Origin of the sequence: Okeania sp. SIO2F5 (genome assembly GCF_010692685.1) — a bacterium.
Classification (GTDB): Bacteria; Cyanobacteriota; Cyanobacteriia; order Cyanobacteriales; family Microcoleaceae; genus Okeania; species Okeania hirsuta.
The window spans coordinates 1-19,756 of sequence record NZ_JAAHGU010000135.1 but is presented as its reverse complement, the minus strand read 5'-3'; the positions used below and the strand labels follow the sequence as shown (position 1 = coordinate 19,756).

17 protein-coding genes and 3 pseudogenes are annotated in these 19,756 nt (G+C 33.7%); 4 read left to right on the top strand and 16 right to left on the bottom strand.

All coding sequences use genetic code 11. The features are described 5' to 3' along the window. Positions 1 to 430: 430 nt before the first annotated feature. The 9 genes and pseudogenes from sigC to F6K27_RS27010 form a co-directional block, all read right to left on the bottom strand. Positions 431 to 1,681 (bottom strand): RNA polymerase sigma factor SigC, encoded by a 1,251-nt coding sequence (gene sigC / locus F6K27_RS27035; protein ID WP_287279195.1) that lies wholly within the window; start codon positions 1,679 to 1,681, stop codon positions 431 to 433. Between the two features lie 639 nt (positions 1,682 to 2,320). Next, positions 2,321 to 3,205, bottom strand: a complete 885-nt coding sequence (lipA, locus tag F6K27_RS27030) for a lipoyl synthase (RefSeq protein ID WP_287279194.1) — start codon at positions 3,203 to 3,205, stop codon at positions 2,321 to 2,323. A gap of 741 nt (positions 3,206 to 3,946) precedes the next feature. Further along, a complete protein-coding gene (locus tag F6K27_RS34085) occupies positions 3,947 to 4,255 on the bottom strand; it encodes a hypothetical protein (protein ID WP_353736079.1) in 309 nt (102 codons plus the stop codon). 449 nt (positions 4,256 to 4,704) lie between these two features. Then, positions 4,705 to 5,280, bottom strand: coding sequence for an NCS2 family permease (locus F6K27_RS27025; protein ID WP_353736078.1), 576 nt, complete (start codon positions 5,278 to 5,280; stop codon positions 4,705 to 4,707). Positions 5,281 to 5,316: 36 nt separating this feature from the next. Further along, positions 5,317 to 5,526: pseudogene (locus tag F6K27_RS34080) on the bottom strand (transposase); the annotation flags it as partial. Between the two features lie 168 nt (positions 5,527 to 5,694). Next, positions 5,695 to 6,021: pseudogene (locus F6K27_RS27020) on the bottom strand (transposase). A gap of 12 nt (positions 6,022 to 6,033) precedes the next feature. Then, on the bottom strand, positions 6,034 to 6,222 hold the full coding sequence (locus F6K27_RS27015; RefSeq protein ID WP_287279193.1) for a hypothetical protein: 189 nt from the start codon (positions 6,220 to 6,222) through the stop codon (positions 6,034 to 6,036). A gap of 57 nt (positions 6,223 to 6,279) precedes the next feature. After that, positions 6,280 to 6,423, bottom strand: a pseudogene (locus tag F6K27_RS34075) (transposase family protein); the annotation flags it as partial. Between the two features lie 284 nt (positions 6,424 to 6,707). After that, positions 6,708 to 7,499 (bottom strand): NCS2 family permease, encoded by a 792-nt coding sequence (locus F6K27_RS27010; protein WP_124154306.1) that lies wholly within the window; start codon positions 7,497 to 7,499, stop codon positions 6,708 to 6,710. An 857-nt stretch (positions 7,500 to 8,356) separates the two neighbouring features. Here F6K27_RS27010 and F6K27_RS27005 point away from each other — a divergent pair. After that, positions 8,357 to 9,313 (top strand): DMT family transporter, encoded by a 957-nt coding sequence (locus F6K27_RS27005; protein WP_124145740.1) that lies wholly within the window; start codon positions 8,357 to 8,359, stop codon positions 9,311 to 9,313. Positions 9,314 to 9,858: 545 nt separating this feature from the next. Here the strand turns inward: F6K27_RS27005 and F6K27_RS27000 are convergent. From F6K27_RS27000 to dapF, 5 genes are all read right to left on the bottom strand, one after another. After that, a complete protein-coding gene (locus F6K27_RS27000) occupies positions 9,859 to 10,518 on the bottom strand; it encodes a phospholipase D-like domain-containing protein (protein WP_287279192.1) in 660 nt (219 codons plus the stop codon). Beyond that, positions 10,519 to 10,971, bottom strand: a complete 453-nt coding sequence (locus F6K27_RS26995; RefSeq protein WP_287279191.1) for a hypothetical protein — start codon at positions 10,969 to 10,971, stop codon at positions 10,519 to 10,521. A gap of 525 nt (positions 10,972 to 11,496) precedes the next feature. Further along, positions 11,497 to 12,204: a cupin domain-containing protein gene (locus F6K27_RS26990; protein WP_287279190.1), complete on the bottom strand. Its 708-nt coding sequence runs from the start codon at positions 12,202 to 12,204 to the stop codon at positions 11,497 to 11,499. Between the two features lie 408 nt (positions 12,205 to 12,612). Beyond that, positions 12,613 to 13,758, bottom strand: a complete 1,146-nt coding sequence (locus tag F6K27_RS26985; RefSeq protein ID WP_287279189.1) for a hypothetical protein — start codon at positions 13,756 to 13,758, stop codon at positions 12,613 to 12,615. A gap of 401 nt (positions 13,759 to 14,159) precedes the next feature. Beyond that, complete coding sequence (dapF, locus tag F6K27_RS26980; RefSeq protein WP_287279188.1) at positions 14,160 to 15,011, bottom strand: diaminopimelate epimerase; 852 nt, start codon at positions 15,009 to 15,011, stop codon at positions 14,160 to 14,162. Between the two features lie 76 nt (positions 15,012 to 15,087). Here dapF and F6K27_RS26975 point away from each other — a divergent pair, with 76 nt between their 5' ends. Further along, positions 15,088 to 15,300: an RNA-binding protein hfq gene (locus tag F6K27_RS26975; protein WP_287279187.1), complete on the top strand. Its 213-nt coding sequence runs from the start codon at positions 15,088 to 15,090 to the stop codon at positions 15,298 to 15,300. Between the two features lie 550 nt (positions 15,301 to 15,850). Here the strand turns inward: F6K27_RS26975 and F6K27_RS26970 are convergent. Beyond that, positions 15,851 to 16,123 (bottom strand): cation:proton antiporter regulatory subunit, encoded by a 273-nt coding sequence (locus F6K27_RS26970; RefSeq protein ID WP_240039022.1) that lies wholly within the window; start codon positions 16,121 to 16,123, stop codon positions 15,851 to 15,853. Positions 16,124 to 16,380: 257 nt separating this feature from the next. Here F6K27_RS26970 and F6K27_RS26965 point away from each other — a divergent pair, with 257 nt between their 5' ends. Continuing rightward, the gene (locus F6K27_RS26965; protein WP_124145734.1) at positions 16,381 to 17,256 is read left to right on the top strand and encodes a M23 family metallopeptidase; all 876 of its coding nucleotides are present in this window, start codon (positions 16,381 to 16,383) and stop codon (positions 17,254 to 17,256) included. A 190-nt stretch (positions 17,257 to 17,446) separates the two neighbouring features. Beyond that, positions 17,447 to 17,968: a late competence development ComFB family protein gene (locus F6K27_RS26960; RefSeq protein ID WP_287279186.1), complete on the top strand. Its 522-nt coding sequence runs from the start codon at positions 17,447 to 17,449 to the stop codon at positions 17,966 to 17,968. Between the two features lie 378 nt (positions 17,969 to 18,346). Here F6K27_RS26960 and psb29 read toward each other — a convergent pair whose 3' ends face one another. After that, positions 18,347 to 19,069 carry a photosystem II biogenesis protein Psp29 gene (gene psb29 / locus F6K27_RS26955; protein WP_287279185.1) on the bottom strand — a complete coding sequence of 241 codons (723 nt, stop codon included), beginning with the start codon at positions 19,067 to 19,069 and terminating at the stop codon, positions 18,347 to 18,349. Between the last annotated feature and the right edge of the window lie 687 nt (positions 19,070 to 19,756).

Here is a 19,756-nt window from a genome sequence, read left to right as displayed (position 1 = left end):
ATCATGAACCAGTAACTCTTGAGCACTTAGGTAGTTGGCGATCGCAATCCTTTCGGCCATCAACTTTGAATACCTCTACTGTAATGATTTTGGCTTTATTATAAGTTATCATCCGAACATGATATTAGTGATAGCAAAGAATATTGTGAAATTCAATGAAATACAAACCATCATGCTACAGTTATTTGACAAAAGCTGAAAGTTGAGCCTGAGAGTAATATAGCAATTTTATCTGAAATACAAGTAATTATGGGTGTTGCTGAAACGCGTGTATGATATTAATCTTAATTATTTAGGAGTCAGGAGTCAGGAGGGAAGAAAGAAGAAGAAAGAGTAGTAGAAGGAGAAAGTTTTTTGTTGACACTCTTATCCGTTAGCGTAGCTCCCCCAGAAGAGGGGGAACAGGACATCATATTTATTTCTTTTTTACTTAAGTCAAAGACTCTAAGTAATCCTGCACCTGACTACGACGCTTGGGTTGGCGCAGTTTCTGTAGAGCTTTTGCTTCAATTTGACGGACTCGTTCCCGAGATAGTTTCAAAGAACGACCAATTTCTGATAAAGAGTAAGGATTACCATCTCCTAAACCATAACGCATTGAAATTACCGACTTTTCTCTTTGAGTTAAATCTTCTAGTAGTCCTTTTAATGCTTGTACTAAAGATTCTCGCATCAACATTTCTTCTGGAGAAGCATCTTCAGTTTCTAGGAGTTCTCCTAACTCAGTATCCTTATCACTACCTACTTTAGTTTCCAGAGAAATTGAACGTGGAACTTTCAGTAACACTTCTCTTACTTGAACTGGTGTCATTTTTAGTTCTTGGGCAATGTCCTCAAGTTTTGCTATACGTCCTTTTTCTTGAGAAATTTTTCGTTGTGCTTTTTTAATTTTGTTTAACTTTTCAGTAATATGGACAGGTAAGCGAATTGTACGACTTTGAGTAGCGATCGCTCTTGTAATTCCTTGACGAATCCACCAGTAAGCATAAGTGCTGAATCGATACCCCCGTCTTGGGTCAAATTTTTCAACTGCCCTTTCTAAACCCAAAGTTCCTTCTTGGATTAAATCTAAAAGCTCTAGACCACGATTCTGGTACTTTTTCGCGACTGACACTACTAAACGCAAGTTAGCATTAATCATGTGGTCTTTGGCTTTAATACCATCACTTTGAGCTTGCTCCAGTTCTTTGACAGTTAAACCTGCTAATTCTGCCCAACGAAGTTTTCCGGCAGTCAGAGCAGGTTTTAGTTCTACTACAGGTATATCTGCTGCTTTTGCCCACCGTTCTAAAGATGGCCTATGTCCTAACTGAGCTGTCAGACGATTACGAATCTCAATCAACTGAACATAACACTGAATTACGCCTTCTTCTTCTTTAGCTGATTCATTGAGTAACTCCCATAACTCTACATAGCGCTTGACTTTTTGAGCTTCAGAGACTTCTTGATCTCTTTCTAGTAAGTCAACTCGACCAATTTCTTGGAGATACAAACGTACTAAATCAGTTGTGCTACGATTAGTGCTTTTTTGAGCATTCTCTGTTTCTCCATCTTCCATTTCTAATTCATTGGTTTCTGGTTTATCAATGATTTGCTCTATATCTTCAGAAATATTAGTCTGTAAATTATTGTCTTGCAGTTTTTCTTCAGATTCTTCAGTGTAACGATAAGTAGCTGACATAGCGATCATCTCAGTTGCTCCAAGTGACAAAAGGCTGTATTTAGTGGACAGTCTATGGATAAAATGCCTTATTCTGAGGAATATTGGCATTTGCTCTAGATTTTGTTTCCTGATGAGTATTGACAATTATAGACTGAATGAACTTAGGCAATCGCTTATATTAAATATTACGTTAAATATATTAGCGATGACCTTAAGAGTACATTTGCCTGTGTGTTTTTGCTCCAGGTAACTTTTCTAGGCTTGATTTTTAGTATACGGAGACTTCTGCTATAGAAAGGTGACTATAGTCAGAAGTTATATTAATGTTCATCACTATTACTGGTTGTTTCCGATCACTTCGGGAAGTTTCTGACTTTGGAAGTTAAATTCTTATAGATCGTTATTTTGATTTTTTGCTGGTTACACTTTACTCTTGACTCAGCTTAATTTTTATAAAGCTTGTAACTTAATTTATGTGTAGTGTACTCAATATAGTTACTAATCAATTTCTAGCTATTAAGTGAGTTCAGACACAATAATAGGTGATCGGTATCACATTTTAGCAGTGATCATTTTTGCTATCAGGGGTGATGGGTGATGTACCTTAGAAGTGATTATAGCTTTCCTGAATAGCAAAAATGAGGCTAAATCTAAAGTCTACTCCTTACTTTTAGCCTTTGGATGATTTTTCATTAATTCTTTTACCTGTTCAGCATGATATGAGCTACGAGTCAAGGGGGAAGCAACAACTTGTAAAAAACCCAATGAATAGCCTATTTCTCTCCATCGATCAAACTGTTCTGGTTTGACAAAATTAGATACTGGTAGGTGCTTAGGACTTGGTTGCAAGTATTGTCCAATAGTTAAAATGTCACAGTCAACGCTCCGTAAGTCCTCCATTACTGTTTGGACTTCTGCTTCAGTTTCTCCCAGACCTACCATAATACCAGATTTTGTGTATACTTCTGGGGCAAATTCTCGCGATCGCCTGAAGAGTTCTAATGTACGATGATAGTCACCTTGAGGCCGAACTCTACGATACAGTCGCTTAACAGTTTCAGTATTATGATTAAGTACTTCTGGCTTTGTTTGAAGAATTATTTCCAGAGCTTGCCAATTACCACACAAGTCTGGTATTAGGACTTCTATGCTTGTTTGAGGTGAAGTTTCTCTAACTTGGGAAATACATTTGGCAAATTGAGTAGCGCCCCCATCTATCAAATCATCTCTATTAACAGAGGTAATAACTACATGATTGAGCTTTAATCTTTTTACTGCTTCTGCCAGTCGCTCTGGTTCAGTGGGGTCTAAAGGCTGAGGCTTTTTCTCAAAATCTATATCGCAGTAGGGACAAGCACGGGTACAAGCAGGTCCCATAATTAGGAAAGTTGCTGTACCAGCATTAAAACACTCACCTATATTCGGACAGGATGCTTCCTCGCAGACCGTATTGAGATTCAAGTCTCGCAAAATTTCCTTAACATTACCAACTCGCTGCCATTGAGGGGCCTTTACTCGTAACCAGTTCGGCTTAACTACCACTTCTTCCTCTGCTATGATTTTGACCTTAAGTTTAGTTTAACAAATGTCGCATAATAGCCACAAGAGGTTTAAGTAAGTTTTTCGGTAAATTCCTGAGTTTAGGAAGTAGCGAAAGATTGACAATCAAGTTTATATAAATAGGTATAAATTATTGTATAATCATATGTAATTCCAACCTGATAAGACCACACTACAATAACAAAAGTAAGGAGGAAGAAAAAAGATAAATAATATTATGGATAACAGCAATATTAATTATTCTAGTATTGAGAAAGCAGGAGCTATTGCCGTGAATTTACTCTAAATAATTAACACAAATTTATCGCTTTTTAACTCAGATTCCGCACCTCTAATTTGTCACATAAAAATCACCACAAACATCAGTGGGTGGCTCAGTATTTATGTAAGCATTGAGCCGTCAGCTATCAGCTATTAATTTTGGGAGAAGTAAAAGCAACCTTTGAAATTAAGAAAGAATAAAAAGTTACTACCAAAGTCTTCTTCCCCAACCTGAGAAGTAATTATTCATTATTAATTGCTGTTTGCGTAGTATTCCAAAGGAATAGCTAACTGCTAATGGCTGAATGCTTACCTATTTATAGTCTATAAATCATCATAATTTAACTGAGACAAAAGCAAAATTAAATTGAATAAATTAAGCATAAATACTTGATAGAGCCAGATAATTAGCCAGGATCATTCCCTACTGACTAATAACTACTTGCCCTTGATACTCAGCTTTTAAGTGCGGAATGTAGGTTGAAAGTTTCTCCAGTATGCATAACGCGTCTTGCTTCCAAGTTTTTCTTCAATGGGAAGGAACTGATTATATTTAGTTAACCACTCTCTGCGACAAGGAGCAGCAGAAGTTTTTACTATTAAGTCAGCTATGAAGTGATTTGCTATTTTACTGGAGCGGTGACTAATATAAATAGTATAATCACTTGTTTTAGCTGTTTTAATTACTTTCAATATTTCAGTAATTTTAACTATTTGCTTCACCTTAATTAGAGAAGTATTTCCGACAGCACTATCAATTACTTTCTGAATAATTTTGTTTCTGAATAATTTTGGGGAACGGCTGCTATTCCCTTAATTCTATTTTTTTTCTCTTTTTTTTATGCTTCTCTTCCTCTGCTCCCTAATCCTTGCTTCCTACTCTCAGTTTCGGTGCTCACTCTTCCATGAATGTAGCAATATGTTATAAAATTGGTATAACTCTCTTTTGTCATTCTTGGAAAAGACTTGTAATTTCTAAGTTCCAGACCTCTGATCTAGAGAGCGATCACGAAGCGCGGAACGGAGTTCTATCGCTCCCTTATTTCCTAATAGAAAATAGAAAATATGTCCAAATTTATCAAATGCCTACCCTTTCAACAATTAATAATTAATAATTAATAATTAACAATTACCTCTTCTTTTCAAGGAGAGGATTGATGCGGTAGGGAAAATTTTTTCTTTATTAATCATCTGAAGTTTGCTTAATTAGAAGTTAATGATTATTTTCCGACGAGTACAAACTTTAATATAAATATGATTGCTAATAGCCACATCGTAAAAGTAGTTTCATGTACTTTTCCTTGGAATGTTTTGAGAATAGGATAAATCATTAAACCTATAGCTAATCCGTCTGCTATTGAGTAACTTAAAGGCATAATTATAATTGTTAAAAATGCTGAAATAGATTCTGCTGGATCGTCCCAATTAATATTACGAACACTACTCATCATTAATACTCCTATAATTAATAATGCTGGTGCGGTTGCAAAGGAAGGAATTGCTGATAATAAGGGAATAAAAAATATAGATAAAATGAATAAAAGTGCTGTAATAACTGCGGTGAATCCACTGCGTCCTCCTTCGGAAATGCCTGAAGCAGATTCAATATAAGTTGTGACTGTGGAATTACCCATTACTGCTCCAAATGTTGTGCCAACGGCATCTGCCATAAATGCTTTGTTTAAGTTAAATGATTTTTCTGTTTGATTAAAATAACCTGTTTTTATTCCTAATCCTGTTAAAGTTCCTACTGTGTCAAATAAATCTACAAATATTAAAACAAAAATAATGGTGATTAGCTCCCAGATGTTAGTTTTTATGGCTCTTCTAGACTAAATATGAAAAATTACTAGCAAAAATGCCAACGACTGTAAAGTTCTTTTTCTAAAGTTGTCAAAGTTAGTTAACCCATAACCTCTCCTTTTAATTAACTTGATTTTTTGATTAATTCCTTCTACTGTTCCTTGGGTTGTCCGGTGATCAAAATATCCTAAAATCTCATCAATCCATCTTCTGATTGTTTGACAACTTTTCGGAAAATCTTTATAACATGATTGAGTCTATTCCACCATCTTCCACAAAGCTTCATTGCCTGTTATTTGACTTTCAAATATGTCTCTTTTCTTCTGTTTTTTGTGATACATAGACATTCATTTCTGAGCGACTTTTTCCACTTCCTTTAACTTCTCTTTCTCTGTTTAATTCAGCTTCTATTTTTTATTTAATAAGGGATACTTAATCAAGGTTATTCCTGGTATTTTTAGCTCTCTTTGTTTTTGATTTTTAAACTTTTGTGCCTCGATTTTTTCTATTTTTATTCTGGTATCTAACTCTTCATTTATTTGTTTCATTACATGAAACCTATCCACTACTATTTGTGCATTGGGTATTCATTCTTCCACTACACTTTTATATGGCTTCCATAAATCTATGCTCACTTCTTCTATTTGGTTTAATCTCTCTGAACCCAAGCTCCGCAAGTATTCTCCTATGACTTCCTTATTTCTTTTCTCCAATAATCCTATGGGTTTTTTCAATTCTAAGTCTACTCAAACTGCTGGATAATTCTTCCCTCCTTTTAAATCAGTTATTTCATCAATACCCAACCTGTTTAACTTTGAAGGTTTTTCCTTTAATAAATCCTCTCCTAATTCTTTAAGTATGGTTTCTATTTCTGCTGGAGTCATTCTATTTCTTTTTCCAGTATTAATGACATCCGTTTCCCATGCTTCTGTCACGACTTTTTGAGCTAATCTTTTCCTATAAGTTCTTCTTTTTTTGACAAAGTTTAATTCCTAACTAAAAACTTTTTTACAGTTTTTACATCTAAATTGACGGCGATTAACAAGTAGAAAAACATCAAAGCTACTCAAGGAAATATCTCTGACTCTATATCGATGAGATTGATGGATTTTATCTGTAGTCTTTTGACAATGAGGACAAGTTGTAGTTTGGACTTGATTTTCTCATTCAATCAGTAATTCATTTTCAGTAATAAAATGATAATTAGTTGCTTTAAAGCCTTCAAATTTAATGATTTGAGTGATCAAAAAGAGAAGGGAGTTAGATGGCATATTATTAAAATTTCATTTTTGTTACTCAAATTCAATACATTTAATAGCATTAACATCTGTCATTAGTCAATATTTAGCAAGGGTTTGAGTATACTTGACTTTAAAATTACTAAGGAAAATGTAATTTTTTTATTCTTAAATTGTCATAACTACTCTAGAAGAGCCATTTTTATTATGCTTTCTAAACCAATAAATGCTTGACCAAATAAGTGTGTTGGCAACTGAGGAAAGCTAGCAATTCCTTGAGGTAAAGGTGAAATTCCTAATATCCAACTTAGTAATGCAGTTGCTAAAATTCCCCATAATAATGATCCAGTAATCCTGCGAGCTATGAATCCAGAAGTAATAATAATTCCAGCGATGGCTACTAATGTTTCTGGTTGATTTAGATTCCCTAAAGTTGTAGTTGTAGTTTCATCATAGACAATAATTTTGGTGTTTATTAGAGCTATATAAGCAATAAATAAGCCAATACCAACTGTTGTAGCTTGTTTAATACATTCAGGAATAGCATTAACTATTTGATTGCGAATTTTACTAATAGTTAAACAAATAAAAATTAAGCCTTCTATCAACACAGCAGCTAAGGCAATTTGCCAAGAAATTCCTAACTTCAACACTACTGAAAAAGCAAAATAAGCGTTTAACCCCATGCCTGGTGCTAAGGCAAATGGATAATTACCGTATATTCCCATAATTAGAGTAGCTAATGCTGCTGATATTGCTGTAGCAATTACTAATTCTCCAAATAAATCGCCGGAGCTCTGCAAAAAAATTGCTTTAGATAATATGTCAGGATTTACTACTAAAATATATGCCATTGTCACAAAGGTAGTTATTCCTGCTACACTCTCTGTGCGAAAGTTAGTTTTGAGCTGGTTAAATTGAAAAAATTTAGCAATAATTACTAATTTATTTAACTGGCCATTTTCTGGAGTCATGTTGCTACCTAACAATTGAGAATTTGGCTAGAGAACGTATCTTTATTTGTATCTTTTGTCAAGTAAAAAAAGTTTTTTTCTACAATTCTAAATACCGTTTCTATTAACTGAGAATACTTTAATAGATAACTGTTTCAGTCTTTTGCAAAAAGTATTATACATACACTATATTTAGCAATATTTAGCAATTTTTGATTGATTTTTGCAAAAATACATAAATATTCGCTTCATTATCATTACTTTTTCAAATTTTATCCTTCATCATAAAAAAAATTGATTTTGTTAAAACCATGCTGTATAATTATTTATATATTTCTAATTTATTTAGAATTGTTGCAGCAATTTTTTGTCGATAGATTCTAGGCATTAGTAAGCCTTCGTTAACGAAGTCAGAAGTCAGATATGGGAGCTATCAGATTGGTAAAGTCCAGAAGTTATTTTTGTAAGGGGGATTGTGATCAACCTTCTAAAAAAATTTCGCCTTAAAAGGCAGGGTTTTAGACCAAATTATTTTGATAAATCAGTAATTTTTTTTGATTTTTTTCACATTCCTTGCCATAAAAATTGTTTTTTAAAATTCATATATCAAAAAAATATTGAATTATAGGTTGTTTTAAGAAGGCTTATGCAAAATAAGATTTTTCTGTAATTTCTATCTAACACATCAGCGTTGCAGAGCAAAGGAATTTTAAACTTATAGTTATAGGGTGCATCACAGATTCTTAAGTCCTATTTGATTTTCATAGCTAAACATTTAAAATGACTAAAGAACTAAAACCTTTTTAGTGTTTCTACAAAATAGGACTAATATGTAAGTTTTTTTTCTGGCTTATACAAAATTTAAAGGTAAATTTAACATGACAAGTCAACTGGAATTACTACCCCAAAATTCAGCAAAAAAATCTACAACTTTCTCTTTAATAGCATTATTAATAGGATTATTAGCTGTATCCTTAGCCGCAATTTTTATTCGATTAAGCGAACGAGAATTAGGACCTGCTAGCACAGTATTAGATCGTTTTATTATCTCTGGTTTTGTATTGTATTTTTGGAGTAATTTCCAAGCTCAAAAAAATAAATCATCAACTAATAAAAATGAACAATATTCAACTTATACATTTAGTGATTGGACTTGGTTATTAGCTGGTGGTTTTACTTTTGCTCCTAGTTTACTTCTTTGGGCATGGTCTTTAACTCAAACTAATGTAGCGAACTCAACTATACTTCATAATATGATTCCCATCTTTACTGCTCTGGGAGGATGGATATTTTTAAGTCTTCGTTTTGACCGTAGATTTTTAATAGGAATGGCAATAACTATAGTCGGAGCAATTACCATTGGAGCAGATGATATACAAGTAGATTTAGAACATTTTACTGGCGACTTAGCAGCATTTGCATCTGCAATTTTATTTGGTGCTTACTACTTATTAATTGAAAAACTTCGCTCCAAATTTTCTGCAACAACTATCTTATTATGGACTTGTATAAGTGGTAGTTTATTTACTCTTCCTATTGCTTTATTCACGGAAGATCATATTTTACCTTTTTCTTGGGAAGGATGGTTATCAATTATTGGTTTAGCAGTAATTGCCCAAGTTTTAGGTCATGGGTTTGTTACTTATAGTCTCAAAACTTTTTCCTCTGGTTTTGTTGCTTTATGCTTTTTATTGGAACCTGTAATTACTGCTTTAATTGCTTGGGGATTATTCTCGGAACAACTTACTATAATTAGTTGGATAGGATTTTCTATAGTTTTATTAGGATTATATTTAGCTCAATCAAGTCCTTCAATTCAGAAAGCTAGTAATTGAAATAGCGGTCAGCGTTCAGCTATTAGCTATCAGCTTCTCAAGGTTTATAGTAAAGGATTAAAACTCCTATTAACACGCACCACTATATTTGAAAAATTAGTGGGGTGAGAGACCTAAACTCCTGGATTTTTAGCTGATAGCTAAATGCTGTTTGCGGAGTATTCCATAAGGAAAAGCTAATAGATAGTTAACAGATATCTGGTGAAAAATAACGTAGGGATGTTCAATGGAACGTCCCTACAAAGGTTGAAGAAAAAGTTGATTTATTTGGTGTTTGTGGAGATTTATAGTACATACATACTAATCCGTGCAAGATTTGTGAGAAAAACTGTAGGGGTTTGGTCTCCAAACCCAAGCTAAAATGGGATTTGGTAACCAAACCCCTAGAACAAAATGTTACAACCTATTTAAGATTGCTACAGCATATTCCAAGTATATGAAGTACAAATATTAATTATAAAACCTTTGTAGCACAGACATCTTGCCTATGATAGCTCTACCAAACCCTATCTGGAAATCCCCTGTAAATCAATAAATTTGTGATTTTAAATAATTAAATTAATCCCACTGTTAAATAAATCTTCAATAGTTTGTTTATCTCTAATAATGACTCCTAGTTCATCTCTATATGTTAAATTGGGGTCTGCTCTAAATGATAAAAAGTTAAAGCTGGTTACTATGACAAATTTATCATCACAAATAATTTGTTTACGATGACTATTTTCAGTTTTGTCAAATAGGATATTTTTGTGATTTGCCTTTAAATTCTCTAATTGTTTAATAGACTTATCATCATTTTGAGAATTTGAACCTTTAATTCCATAGATTATATAAACTTTTACTTTTCGTCTGAGGGTAGCTTCTAAATTTGATAAAAATTCTTCGTCTACTACATTTACTTTAATCCAAGGTGAAACTATCATTAATCTATTTTTTGCTTCTGTTAAAGCTTTAAGCAAATATTCACGAATTTGATAAGTATGAACTACCTCTGAAATTCTAGTTTTATTTTGAACTTGCTTGAGTTCTTTCTGAAGCTTTTGTTTTTCTTGTTTGACTGAATTATTTTTAGTTTCTACAAAATTATCAAGGTAATCAATAGAGTCAATTTTTGTAGTTAACTTTTCTACAGTTTGAATATCATCATCTTGAATATTAGGAATAACTTTGTTGACCGAATCTTGAGGTGGTTTCTCTTCTTCCATTTATTGAAAAATTGGCTCAAGTATTTTTTTCCCTTCAGCATACAATTGTTCTATAGTCTTCCGATATTCTGGTTGAATAAAACCTCTAGAAAAAATCTCATATTCAATTTCGCGATCGCCAGGATTACTTTTATACAAAAATAGCAAAACTTCATGGTATTGAGGATATATTTTTTCTATGTTATTAACTTGTACTAATTCTATGGGATTAGGATTATTGGGATCGGAATTTTGTAAAAGTTTTTCAATATCTGGATAGTAATCAACTAAATCCTCTATATGACCTTTCCTTGGTTTTTTGATAATTTTATTTATCGCACTATTTTGATGAATTTTACTGTCAAAAATTTTTAGAGAAAAGGAGTTGGTTAATTTTCCATTTAGAGCATCTAGATAAAAAGTCTGAGTTTCAGAAATAGGAGCTAAAATTGTTTGTTGTGCTAAAACATTCAAACCTGCTACTGTTAACTTTAAGTTTTCTTATTTTTTGACTAAATCTCGGGAAATTAATTCTGATAAGACCTTTTCTATTTGAGAACTTTCCATACCAAGAAAACTCGAAAAACAAATAGGTAGATAAAATCAAACATAAATTTACTGTAGGGGTTTGCTAACTAAATCCCTTAACATTTATTTTTCCTACAATAACCTTATTTATGACTAAAGAAATACAGCGCTGTTCAGATTGATCAACCATATATTCACAACCAAAAGACTGTAGGGACGTTCCATGGAACGTCCCTACATTAGTTAAGATAGACTGCAAAAAAAGTTAATTCTGACCCTAATCTTCAATTAATATAGTGTTTCTCAAACTTGTGAGGTATACCAAAAACATCCCATGTTCAGTGCGATCGCTTAAATTTAATAGCTGCTACTCCCTCGTAGGTCTGAGAAACGCTATATACTCAATTCTCTTCTTGTTAAATCAACGATACCAGTAATAGTTGCTTGCTTATCTGCCTAAGCTTTTTTCTTCTAGGGTTTTAGTGTAGAGTAAACTGAGAAACGGGAACCTATTTTATTATTAATCTCAGACATAGGGGGACAACCAGGATTTGATACATCAGGAGCTTCTCCACTACAAGCTTCAACAACCTGGACAATCTCAGGACCTTGATCTACTGAACTATAGGTTTGCTCAGGAGCTTCTGAAACTCTTTGCGCTGTATAATATACATGCTGACTTTCTTTATCATCAGTAACAAGAATAGGACCAAGAACCCCGAGCGGTGTCCCAACAACAATATTTTGTAACGTAATAGTTAGCAATTTATCTTCTGTTAGAGCTTGTCCTTCTGCAAAGAAAAGGACACATTCAAAAGGTTCAGTTCCTACATTACGCAAGTAATGTTGACTCGCTTCAGGAAAATGGAAAATTTCTCCTGGTTTGACGAAAAATTCTTCTACTCTTGGTTCGCTAAAAAATCCCCTTTTTTTTCCACCTTTAGGTAGAGTATTACCAGGAACAATAATTCCAACTTGTCCTATACCTCCATAACAGTAACCAGTTTCAGTATATTTTAAGTGCCAGTGAGGGGCACGAATAGAATTAGGTTCAATGATAAGTTGACCAATAGCTGAACCTCGCAAAACAGGAAACTCTGTTCCTCCAATTGCTGTCAAACTGCCTAATTTTTCATATTCTTGTGTTTTTCCAGGATAAGCATAGTAATCTTTAGCCACAACAAAATGTGCATTGTTTTTTAAATTGTCTGCTTGAGCCTTATTGAAATTATTGACTTTTCTTTAACACCTAATAACAAAACAAATTTCTAGGTGGTGCTGCATTTTAATGATAGGGAATTTTTATTATTTTAGTTATGCTTCCTGATCGAAAAATCTTGCTCCCTTGCTAGGAATTATTTATCCCTATTTACCATTATTTCTAAATATCTTTGAAGCGATCGCCACCCTATCATCCTAATCTAAATAACCTTTAAATTACCGTTAAATTAAGGTTTAAAGCATCTCCTTGGCTGGACTACGGCCTGTCGTCCTACAGGTATAAAAAAATAAAAAAATTTCCTTTTAAACAATCCTTATATTAAAGAAGAGGTAATTATTAATTATTAATTATTAATTGTTAACAATTTAACCTTGATTAAATTCTTCAATAATCCAATGAAAAGTTTCTATTACTTGCCGTAATGCTGCATCATCTTGTAATGTGGATAAACGTAGACTAGGCGCTCTAAATTCTTCTAAATTTTCTGGTAGAGCTAGACCGATCGAACTAAGTTTAGCTCTTAATTCCAACCATTTAGTGTTGTGATTAAATGGAGGTTGACCACTATATTTATTCGAGTAAATTTCTAGATGACCTGAAATATCAATACTAAATAACTCTAGACTCTTTTTTCCAGGTTGATTAACTATTGTAGTAAAACCACCATAAACATCTCCTGTCCCCCATTGAATTGAGGCTATGGGTTCTTGTTTTTTTGCCCATTCATGAATTTTTCTGAGTATTGCTGCCTCATCAGCACCCCATCTAGTTTGAAATTCTTGAAAGAAAGATACTTCGTCCCACCTTCTTCTTTCACGGGTTGTGCTTGATTTTTTCAGTTGTGCTTCAGTTGTTTGACCAATTACTCTTGGAACTAAAGTTCTTAAACCCTCTTGACTAACATACTGTTTAATTTCTAATGCCAAAACTTCTACTGGGTCTATCTGCTCGTTAAGAAACTCTACTACTCTCCGTAGTTCTGCCGGAATATTATCTGCCACAAATACTAAACGAATTTTATTTGCTTGTAAATTGGTTTTCACTTTTTGCCAAAACTTTTCTTCGTCAGCATCTAAACCCAGAAATTTTTCAAATACTTGTTCTGGATCGCGACCATGTTCCCGACAGTTGACTTCAAACTGAGCAATAATTGACTCTAGAGGCCAATAAACCCCTACATTAGCAGCATAATCAATCATTTGACCTACTACTTTTTGACGAATTTCTGCTTTGTCAGTACCTTTAACTATTACTAACGTCGGAATTGCTTCTTGGTCAAGAAATAAATGAGATAACGCCCATTGTTGTGTGATATCTTCCTCTGTTGATATTGCTATTTCCCGTGATATTAATAACCATCTTCTGGGAGTAGCTCTGTCTATATCATCTCCTGCAAGTAAGTTAGGATAAGTTTCTATAAATTCTTGTAGTTGATCTTCAGACTCATAAGCTTGTTCTGTCATTTCCACAAGTTGATCGTTGTCACGAATTAAGTAAATACCTCCGCCCATAAATATACCTCTATTTTTAAGTCAAAATTCCCAGCAAAAATCAATATAACTTTTAATTTTTATTTATAGCGCTTTGCGCAGGCAACAGGGAACAGGGAACAGGCAATAGGAGGAATAAAAACCAATTTTATCAGACTTTTAGTTATTGAGTAGTTCCTGCAATTTGTCAATATACCAGTGCGCAATGCTATAAAAGTTCTTCTAAGTGTTGAAAATAGTACAGCTAATTTTTTTTATCGCAGTCGAAAGAAAGGTGAAGACATATCAAAAGCCGAAAAACTCAGGAAACGCAATATTTTTCCTTCTTCCTTCTTCCTTATTTCTTCTTCCTTCTTCTATAAAACTAATTTTTAAATTGTCAAAACATTAATTTTCAACAATTGCCAATATCTACATTTTTATCAATTCATTATTGATTCATTAATGACTCCTGTAAATACTTTTTCTGTAGGTCCAGTCATATAAACTTTTTGGTCTGTAGTTGACCATTCAATCTCCAAACAACCTCCAGGTAGTTCAACTGTAACTTTATTCTCGTTTCTTTGAGTTAAAACTCCTGCTACTACTGATGCACAAGCACCCGTACCACAAGCTAATGTTGCACCAGCACCTCTTTCCCATACCCGCATTTTCACATAATTTGGGCTAATAACTTGAATAAATTCTGTATTAGTCCGTTCTGGAAATACGGAGTGATGCTCAAATTGAGGACCTACTATTTCTAGAGCTATATCAGCAACATTCTCTACAAAAGTTATACAGTGTGGGTTTCCCATATTGACACAGGTAACAGACCAAGACTTTCCAGCCACTTCTACAGTTTGATTGACAATTTTCTCATCAGCATTACCTAGAGTTGTGGGTATTTCCGATGCTAATAGTTTTGGCTGTCCCATATCAACTTTTACTTGGCCATCTGGTTGTAATTCGATTCCTAGTAGACCTGCACCAGTATAAATTTTATATTTAGTTTTATTATCATTATCTATTTCAGCAATAAACTTAGCTAAACACCTAATCCCATTGCCACACATTTCTGACTCTGAACCATCAGAGTTAAATATCCGCATGGTATAATCTGCTTGGTCTTGTCTAGGCAGAGCAAAAATCACACCATTCGCACCAATGCCAAAATTGCGATCGCACAATTTTATTGCCTGTTCTGGTGTTACTATGGGTTGCGGGAGGTGGCGATTATCAATCAAAATAAAGTCGTTGCCCAGGCCATGATACTTGGTGAATGATACTGTCATGATGATGCTCCAGTAATTAAGTTGAAATTTACTTTTAAATGAAAAGATTACGTGGGAAATATATTGAATAATTATTATGTCTGACTTTGATACCAGTTTACCCAGTGTTCGCCAGATTCAAACTTATATCACAGATAAGAAAGAAGTAGAGCTAAAACTAATTACCAACGACCTTCATGTGGGAAAAGTTTTCTGGCAAGACCCAAATTGTATTTGCCTCTTAGACCAGTATGATTTACCAATTATAATTTGGCGACAAGCTATTGTTTATCTCAAACCAAAAAACTAATCCTAATTTTTTCATCGAAGTTTTTCTACCTTATTATTTTAATTTAATCAGAAATAGACAATTCCAGAAAAGAGGGAGTAGGCAGTAGGGAGTAGGGAGCATAGATAAATCATCAAATCAATTATTTATCTACGATAATTAATTTTATTTTTTATTATTTGAGATGTCTAATAGAAAATCCCAGAATAATGATGTAACTACAAAATTTGTGGCAAAGTCACATAAGACAAATATAGCACTACCCGCAAATCAGAAGTTATAAGTCATCTCTAACGCTAGTTTGAATATTGAGGAATGTTCTAAACTTTGATTCGACTATAACTATTAGACATAGGAGTAGAAATTACACTTATAGATTATTTTTTGTGTATTTTTTCATAAATTTTCTTCCCTGTTGCCTATTCTATTGCCTACTTTTGCAAAAAGTCGATTCTTTTTCACCAGATGTCTATTGCTAAATTTCTGTAGTTTCATTCACTACTGTAGTTAACTTTTGTTTTTTAGGATATCCCTGAGTCTGCGGAATTTTCATTTGCCTTACTTGACTTAGTTAATGGAAACCACCACAGATCAACAACCGATCGCCCACTTGTAACTTCGTATTTCCTTGAGGCCATCGGATAAATTTCCCTTCTCGTCGAATTGCTTGAATTTCTACCCCATACTGACGACGTAAATTTGCTTGAGATATTTTTTTGCCCGTATAAGGACTAGACTCACCTAAGATTAACCATTGACAAGAGGTACTTTCTTTTGGCACAGCAATTTCTCCTTTTGCCAACTTATCAAAACTCTCTAATTCTGAAGGTTCCCCTACTAACAAAAGTCGATCACCAATATCTAATATTGCCTGACCTCCTGGATAGTCAATTTCTTCTCCTTGGGATCTTGTAACATCTTTTTATCACCCCCAATTATTCGTAACATTCTTTTTTTAAATGGGTATAATACCTAAAACCTACGACCTAAAACCTTCTTTAAATAGATTTATCCTGAGATGATAGGATATTTTTAATTTGAACCTGCAAATATAATAATTTAGTATTTAATTAATCGCAAAAATTTTAACTAAAAAAACTAATGTTTTGGTCTATCAAAATTAAACAGTTTATCCCTAGCTTAATTTTAGCTATAGTTACAACAATACTGGTAATAGCTAGCCCTGGATTCAGCCAAACTGTACAAATAACTCCTACTAACCCACAACTTGGAGATACTTTATCAGTTGTAATTCCGGAATCAATTAGAGGAGCAACTCCTACAGTTAGTATGGATGGAAAAACCTATCCTTTTTTCTCAATTGGACAAAATAAATTGAGGGCATTATTACCAACTACTCCTTTAGACCGACCAGGTACACGACAGCTTCAAATTAACACTGAAGCAGGTGTGCAGAATGTAAATGTAAATCTGCAAAGTCGCTCCTTTCCCACTCAATCTATTTGGTTGCCTCCTGGCAAAGATTCTCTCAAAGGAACAGACTTAGAATTTGACAGAGTGGGAGCATTTAAAAAACTTGTCACTCCAGAGAAATTTTGGAATGGTCCATTTATTCGACCTAACCAAGGTCCTGTAAGTACAATTTATGGGGTGCGACGGTATTATAATGGAGAGTTTGCTGAGAACTATTATCATCGTGGGGTAGATTATGCAGATTATAATGGCTCTCCCGTAGTAGCTCCTGCTGCTGGTCGTGTCGCTCTAGTGGGATTAGAATCTCAGGGTTTTGAAATTCATGGTAATACTGTGGGTATCGATCATGGTCAAGGGGTAACGAGCATTTTTATTCATTTGAGTCGTATCAATGTTAAAGAAGGTGATTTTGTCAAAGCTGGCCAGTTAATTGGTGCTGTAGGATCTACGGGGGCATCTACAGGTCCTCATCTACATTGGGGACTATATGTATCTGGTCAAGCTGTCGATCCTGTTCCTTGGCGATACGAAGGTATTGAATAAAACTTTTCTAATTAACACATCAAGACTCAGAAATTTTTTTCCACCGACTTACTTATATGTGATTTTTAAGTTTTTCTCTGAAAAGTAAGATGATAGTTGATCTTGACTTTGATTAACTTATAATTTTAATCTGATAAATATGTAGAAACCTTATTTAAAAATTATTTTCAGTAAACTTAGAATAAAACTTATGAGCATAGAAAAAATTGTTGAACAAGCTTTACAAGATGGTTATTTAACACCTTCTATGGAAGCAGAGGTAGGATTAATTTGTAACACGGCTTCTGAATTATCAATTGAGGAATATATGGCTCTTGACCGTTTAATGGGAGCTTTATTAACAGGAGAAGTTGTTGTTTTACCTCGTAAACAATTTATTAATGTTATGGAAGAACTAGTGCTGTCTGAGGCTATCGCACGAGTGACAGAGATTGAGGCCACTAGCGAAAAAACCCTTGATGTGGGAGATATTGCAGCTTATGCTTTAAATAGACTTCCTCCTTTATATGCTACTACAGAGGAGGGCGCTCAGTTTCAAAGGTCTAAAGCTAAAGATGAACTTCAAAATCTAATTTCTCAGCAGATAAATGAAGCTATTGCTCAAAATATAGATAGACAACCAATTAATCCTACACCTTTTGGTAGTCCTCCTGATGTTGGTTCACAACTTAGTGAATTACTTAAATCTTATGCTCCACAGTATGAACAATAATCTGATTTATAATTAAATTATCCTTACTAGATAGGTACATTAGGCTTGTTTGTTCTAAGAATAAAAAAATATTTATATTAGTAATTATGAAGTATTCTAAATTATTATTTGCTAGGTAAATATGTAGTTTTTTTTACATCAAAAATTGACAATTCTATATCATTATTTATTTTGTTTATGAACAAAGTGGACTAAATTTTATAAATACCACCTATGAAATAATTGGAGTAGAGATGTTTGAAAACATCTTCTACTCAACAAATAAAATTGAAATAATAGCAAGGAGAATGTTTTGTATATCAGTACATAGTATCTTAGAAAATGAAAATACAGTCAAAATACTAAATATTCAATAATTCAATCTTTAGGTATTTATTATTAATTACTATTTTTTGAAGTATTACTAGGAGAAGTAGGTATATTTCCTTCTTCTAAGCTACGACGTTTATCTCTTTTTTTCCTCGCTGCCATCAGAGAATCTTCCATAGCATTACGAGCTTGAATTATTCTCTCTAAATTGCTACGATACATTTCGATATCTTTTAATAATTTTTCTTCTGGCAAGTTTAAAGCCTGGGAAATTTTCTTGATCGCTTCTGTACGCTGCGGTTGTTCCTTAACTAACTCTGTATCTGCTATTTCTAGTAAAGTGAATAAACCTATAGCAAATAAGCGATCATACTTAAATTTATAACCATCTGAAATAGCTCTTAAATTATCTTGCAAATGTTGAGCATCATCTCTATCTGCTGATAAGCAAATCCACGATATCATATCCTGTCCAGACATTTGGCTCGCTAAATCTTCTAATCCTTTAGCATCTGCACGGTATTTATCTGAGTCCTCTTCTTGTGCTTGAATCAGAGCATTAAAAATAGAAATTTTGTCCTGTTCAGGAGAGTATCCCTCCATAAAACGGTCAAAAGCTGTAACTATACCCAAAGCATAAAATGGATTATAGCTATAATCAGCATTGACGGAAATCAGGTGCATTTCCACTAACAGCTCTTCAACAACTCGATTGTATATGGAGTTAATTGGACGGGTGTGAGAATTATAAAAAGCTTTCTTAGTATCTGAGACAGTACGAATATTATTCACCTAGTGTTCTAATTCTATAATCCCATCCCTGTCAGATGTTGATTTCCTACTAGGCCAGCTTGAAAGCACATAGTACTGGAAAAGCAGGGTGGGTTTGACTTTATGAAATACCTACAGTAATAACTAAAATTTGACATATTCTCCGGCGGTCAGGCGCGAAGATTCTCCTGAGACCACAATTCTTGGCTTGCTGACGCAAGGCTACGTCAACAATGAGTTCACTTAAATCAGATACCTTGAGATACCTAATCCAGAGATAGTTCTCTTCCCAAGGGTTTGCTCTATTTCAATACCCTGTGGACTTATGCCCTACGGTACAGTTCAAACCTTAAAAAAAACTTTGGTTTTCTGGTACTTGTTGCTTAGAGCTTTTCCATGTACAAGCATTACTGTACAAAACTCCATAACTCTAGTTTTCAAGGTTAAGTCAGCTACTGATTTAAGTAGCTAGGCTTTTAGAGTGGTTAGATACTTTCCACTTTTTATAGAATAACACAAATTCGCCCTGAAAGTAGGAGGCTTTAAACCAAATTTTTCGGTAAAAAATAAAATTAAAATATTAGGGCGTGTCATCAATTAAAAAATTGACAAAATGGGTATTGTATGCTCTAGGTCGATGGCGATCGCTATGCTAATAAAATGACAGAAGCTGCCAAATAAATTCCTCCTAGGGCGTGTCATCAATTA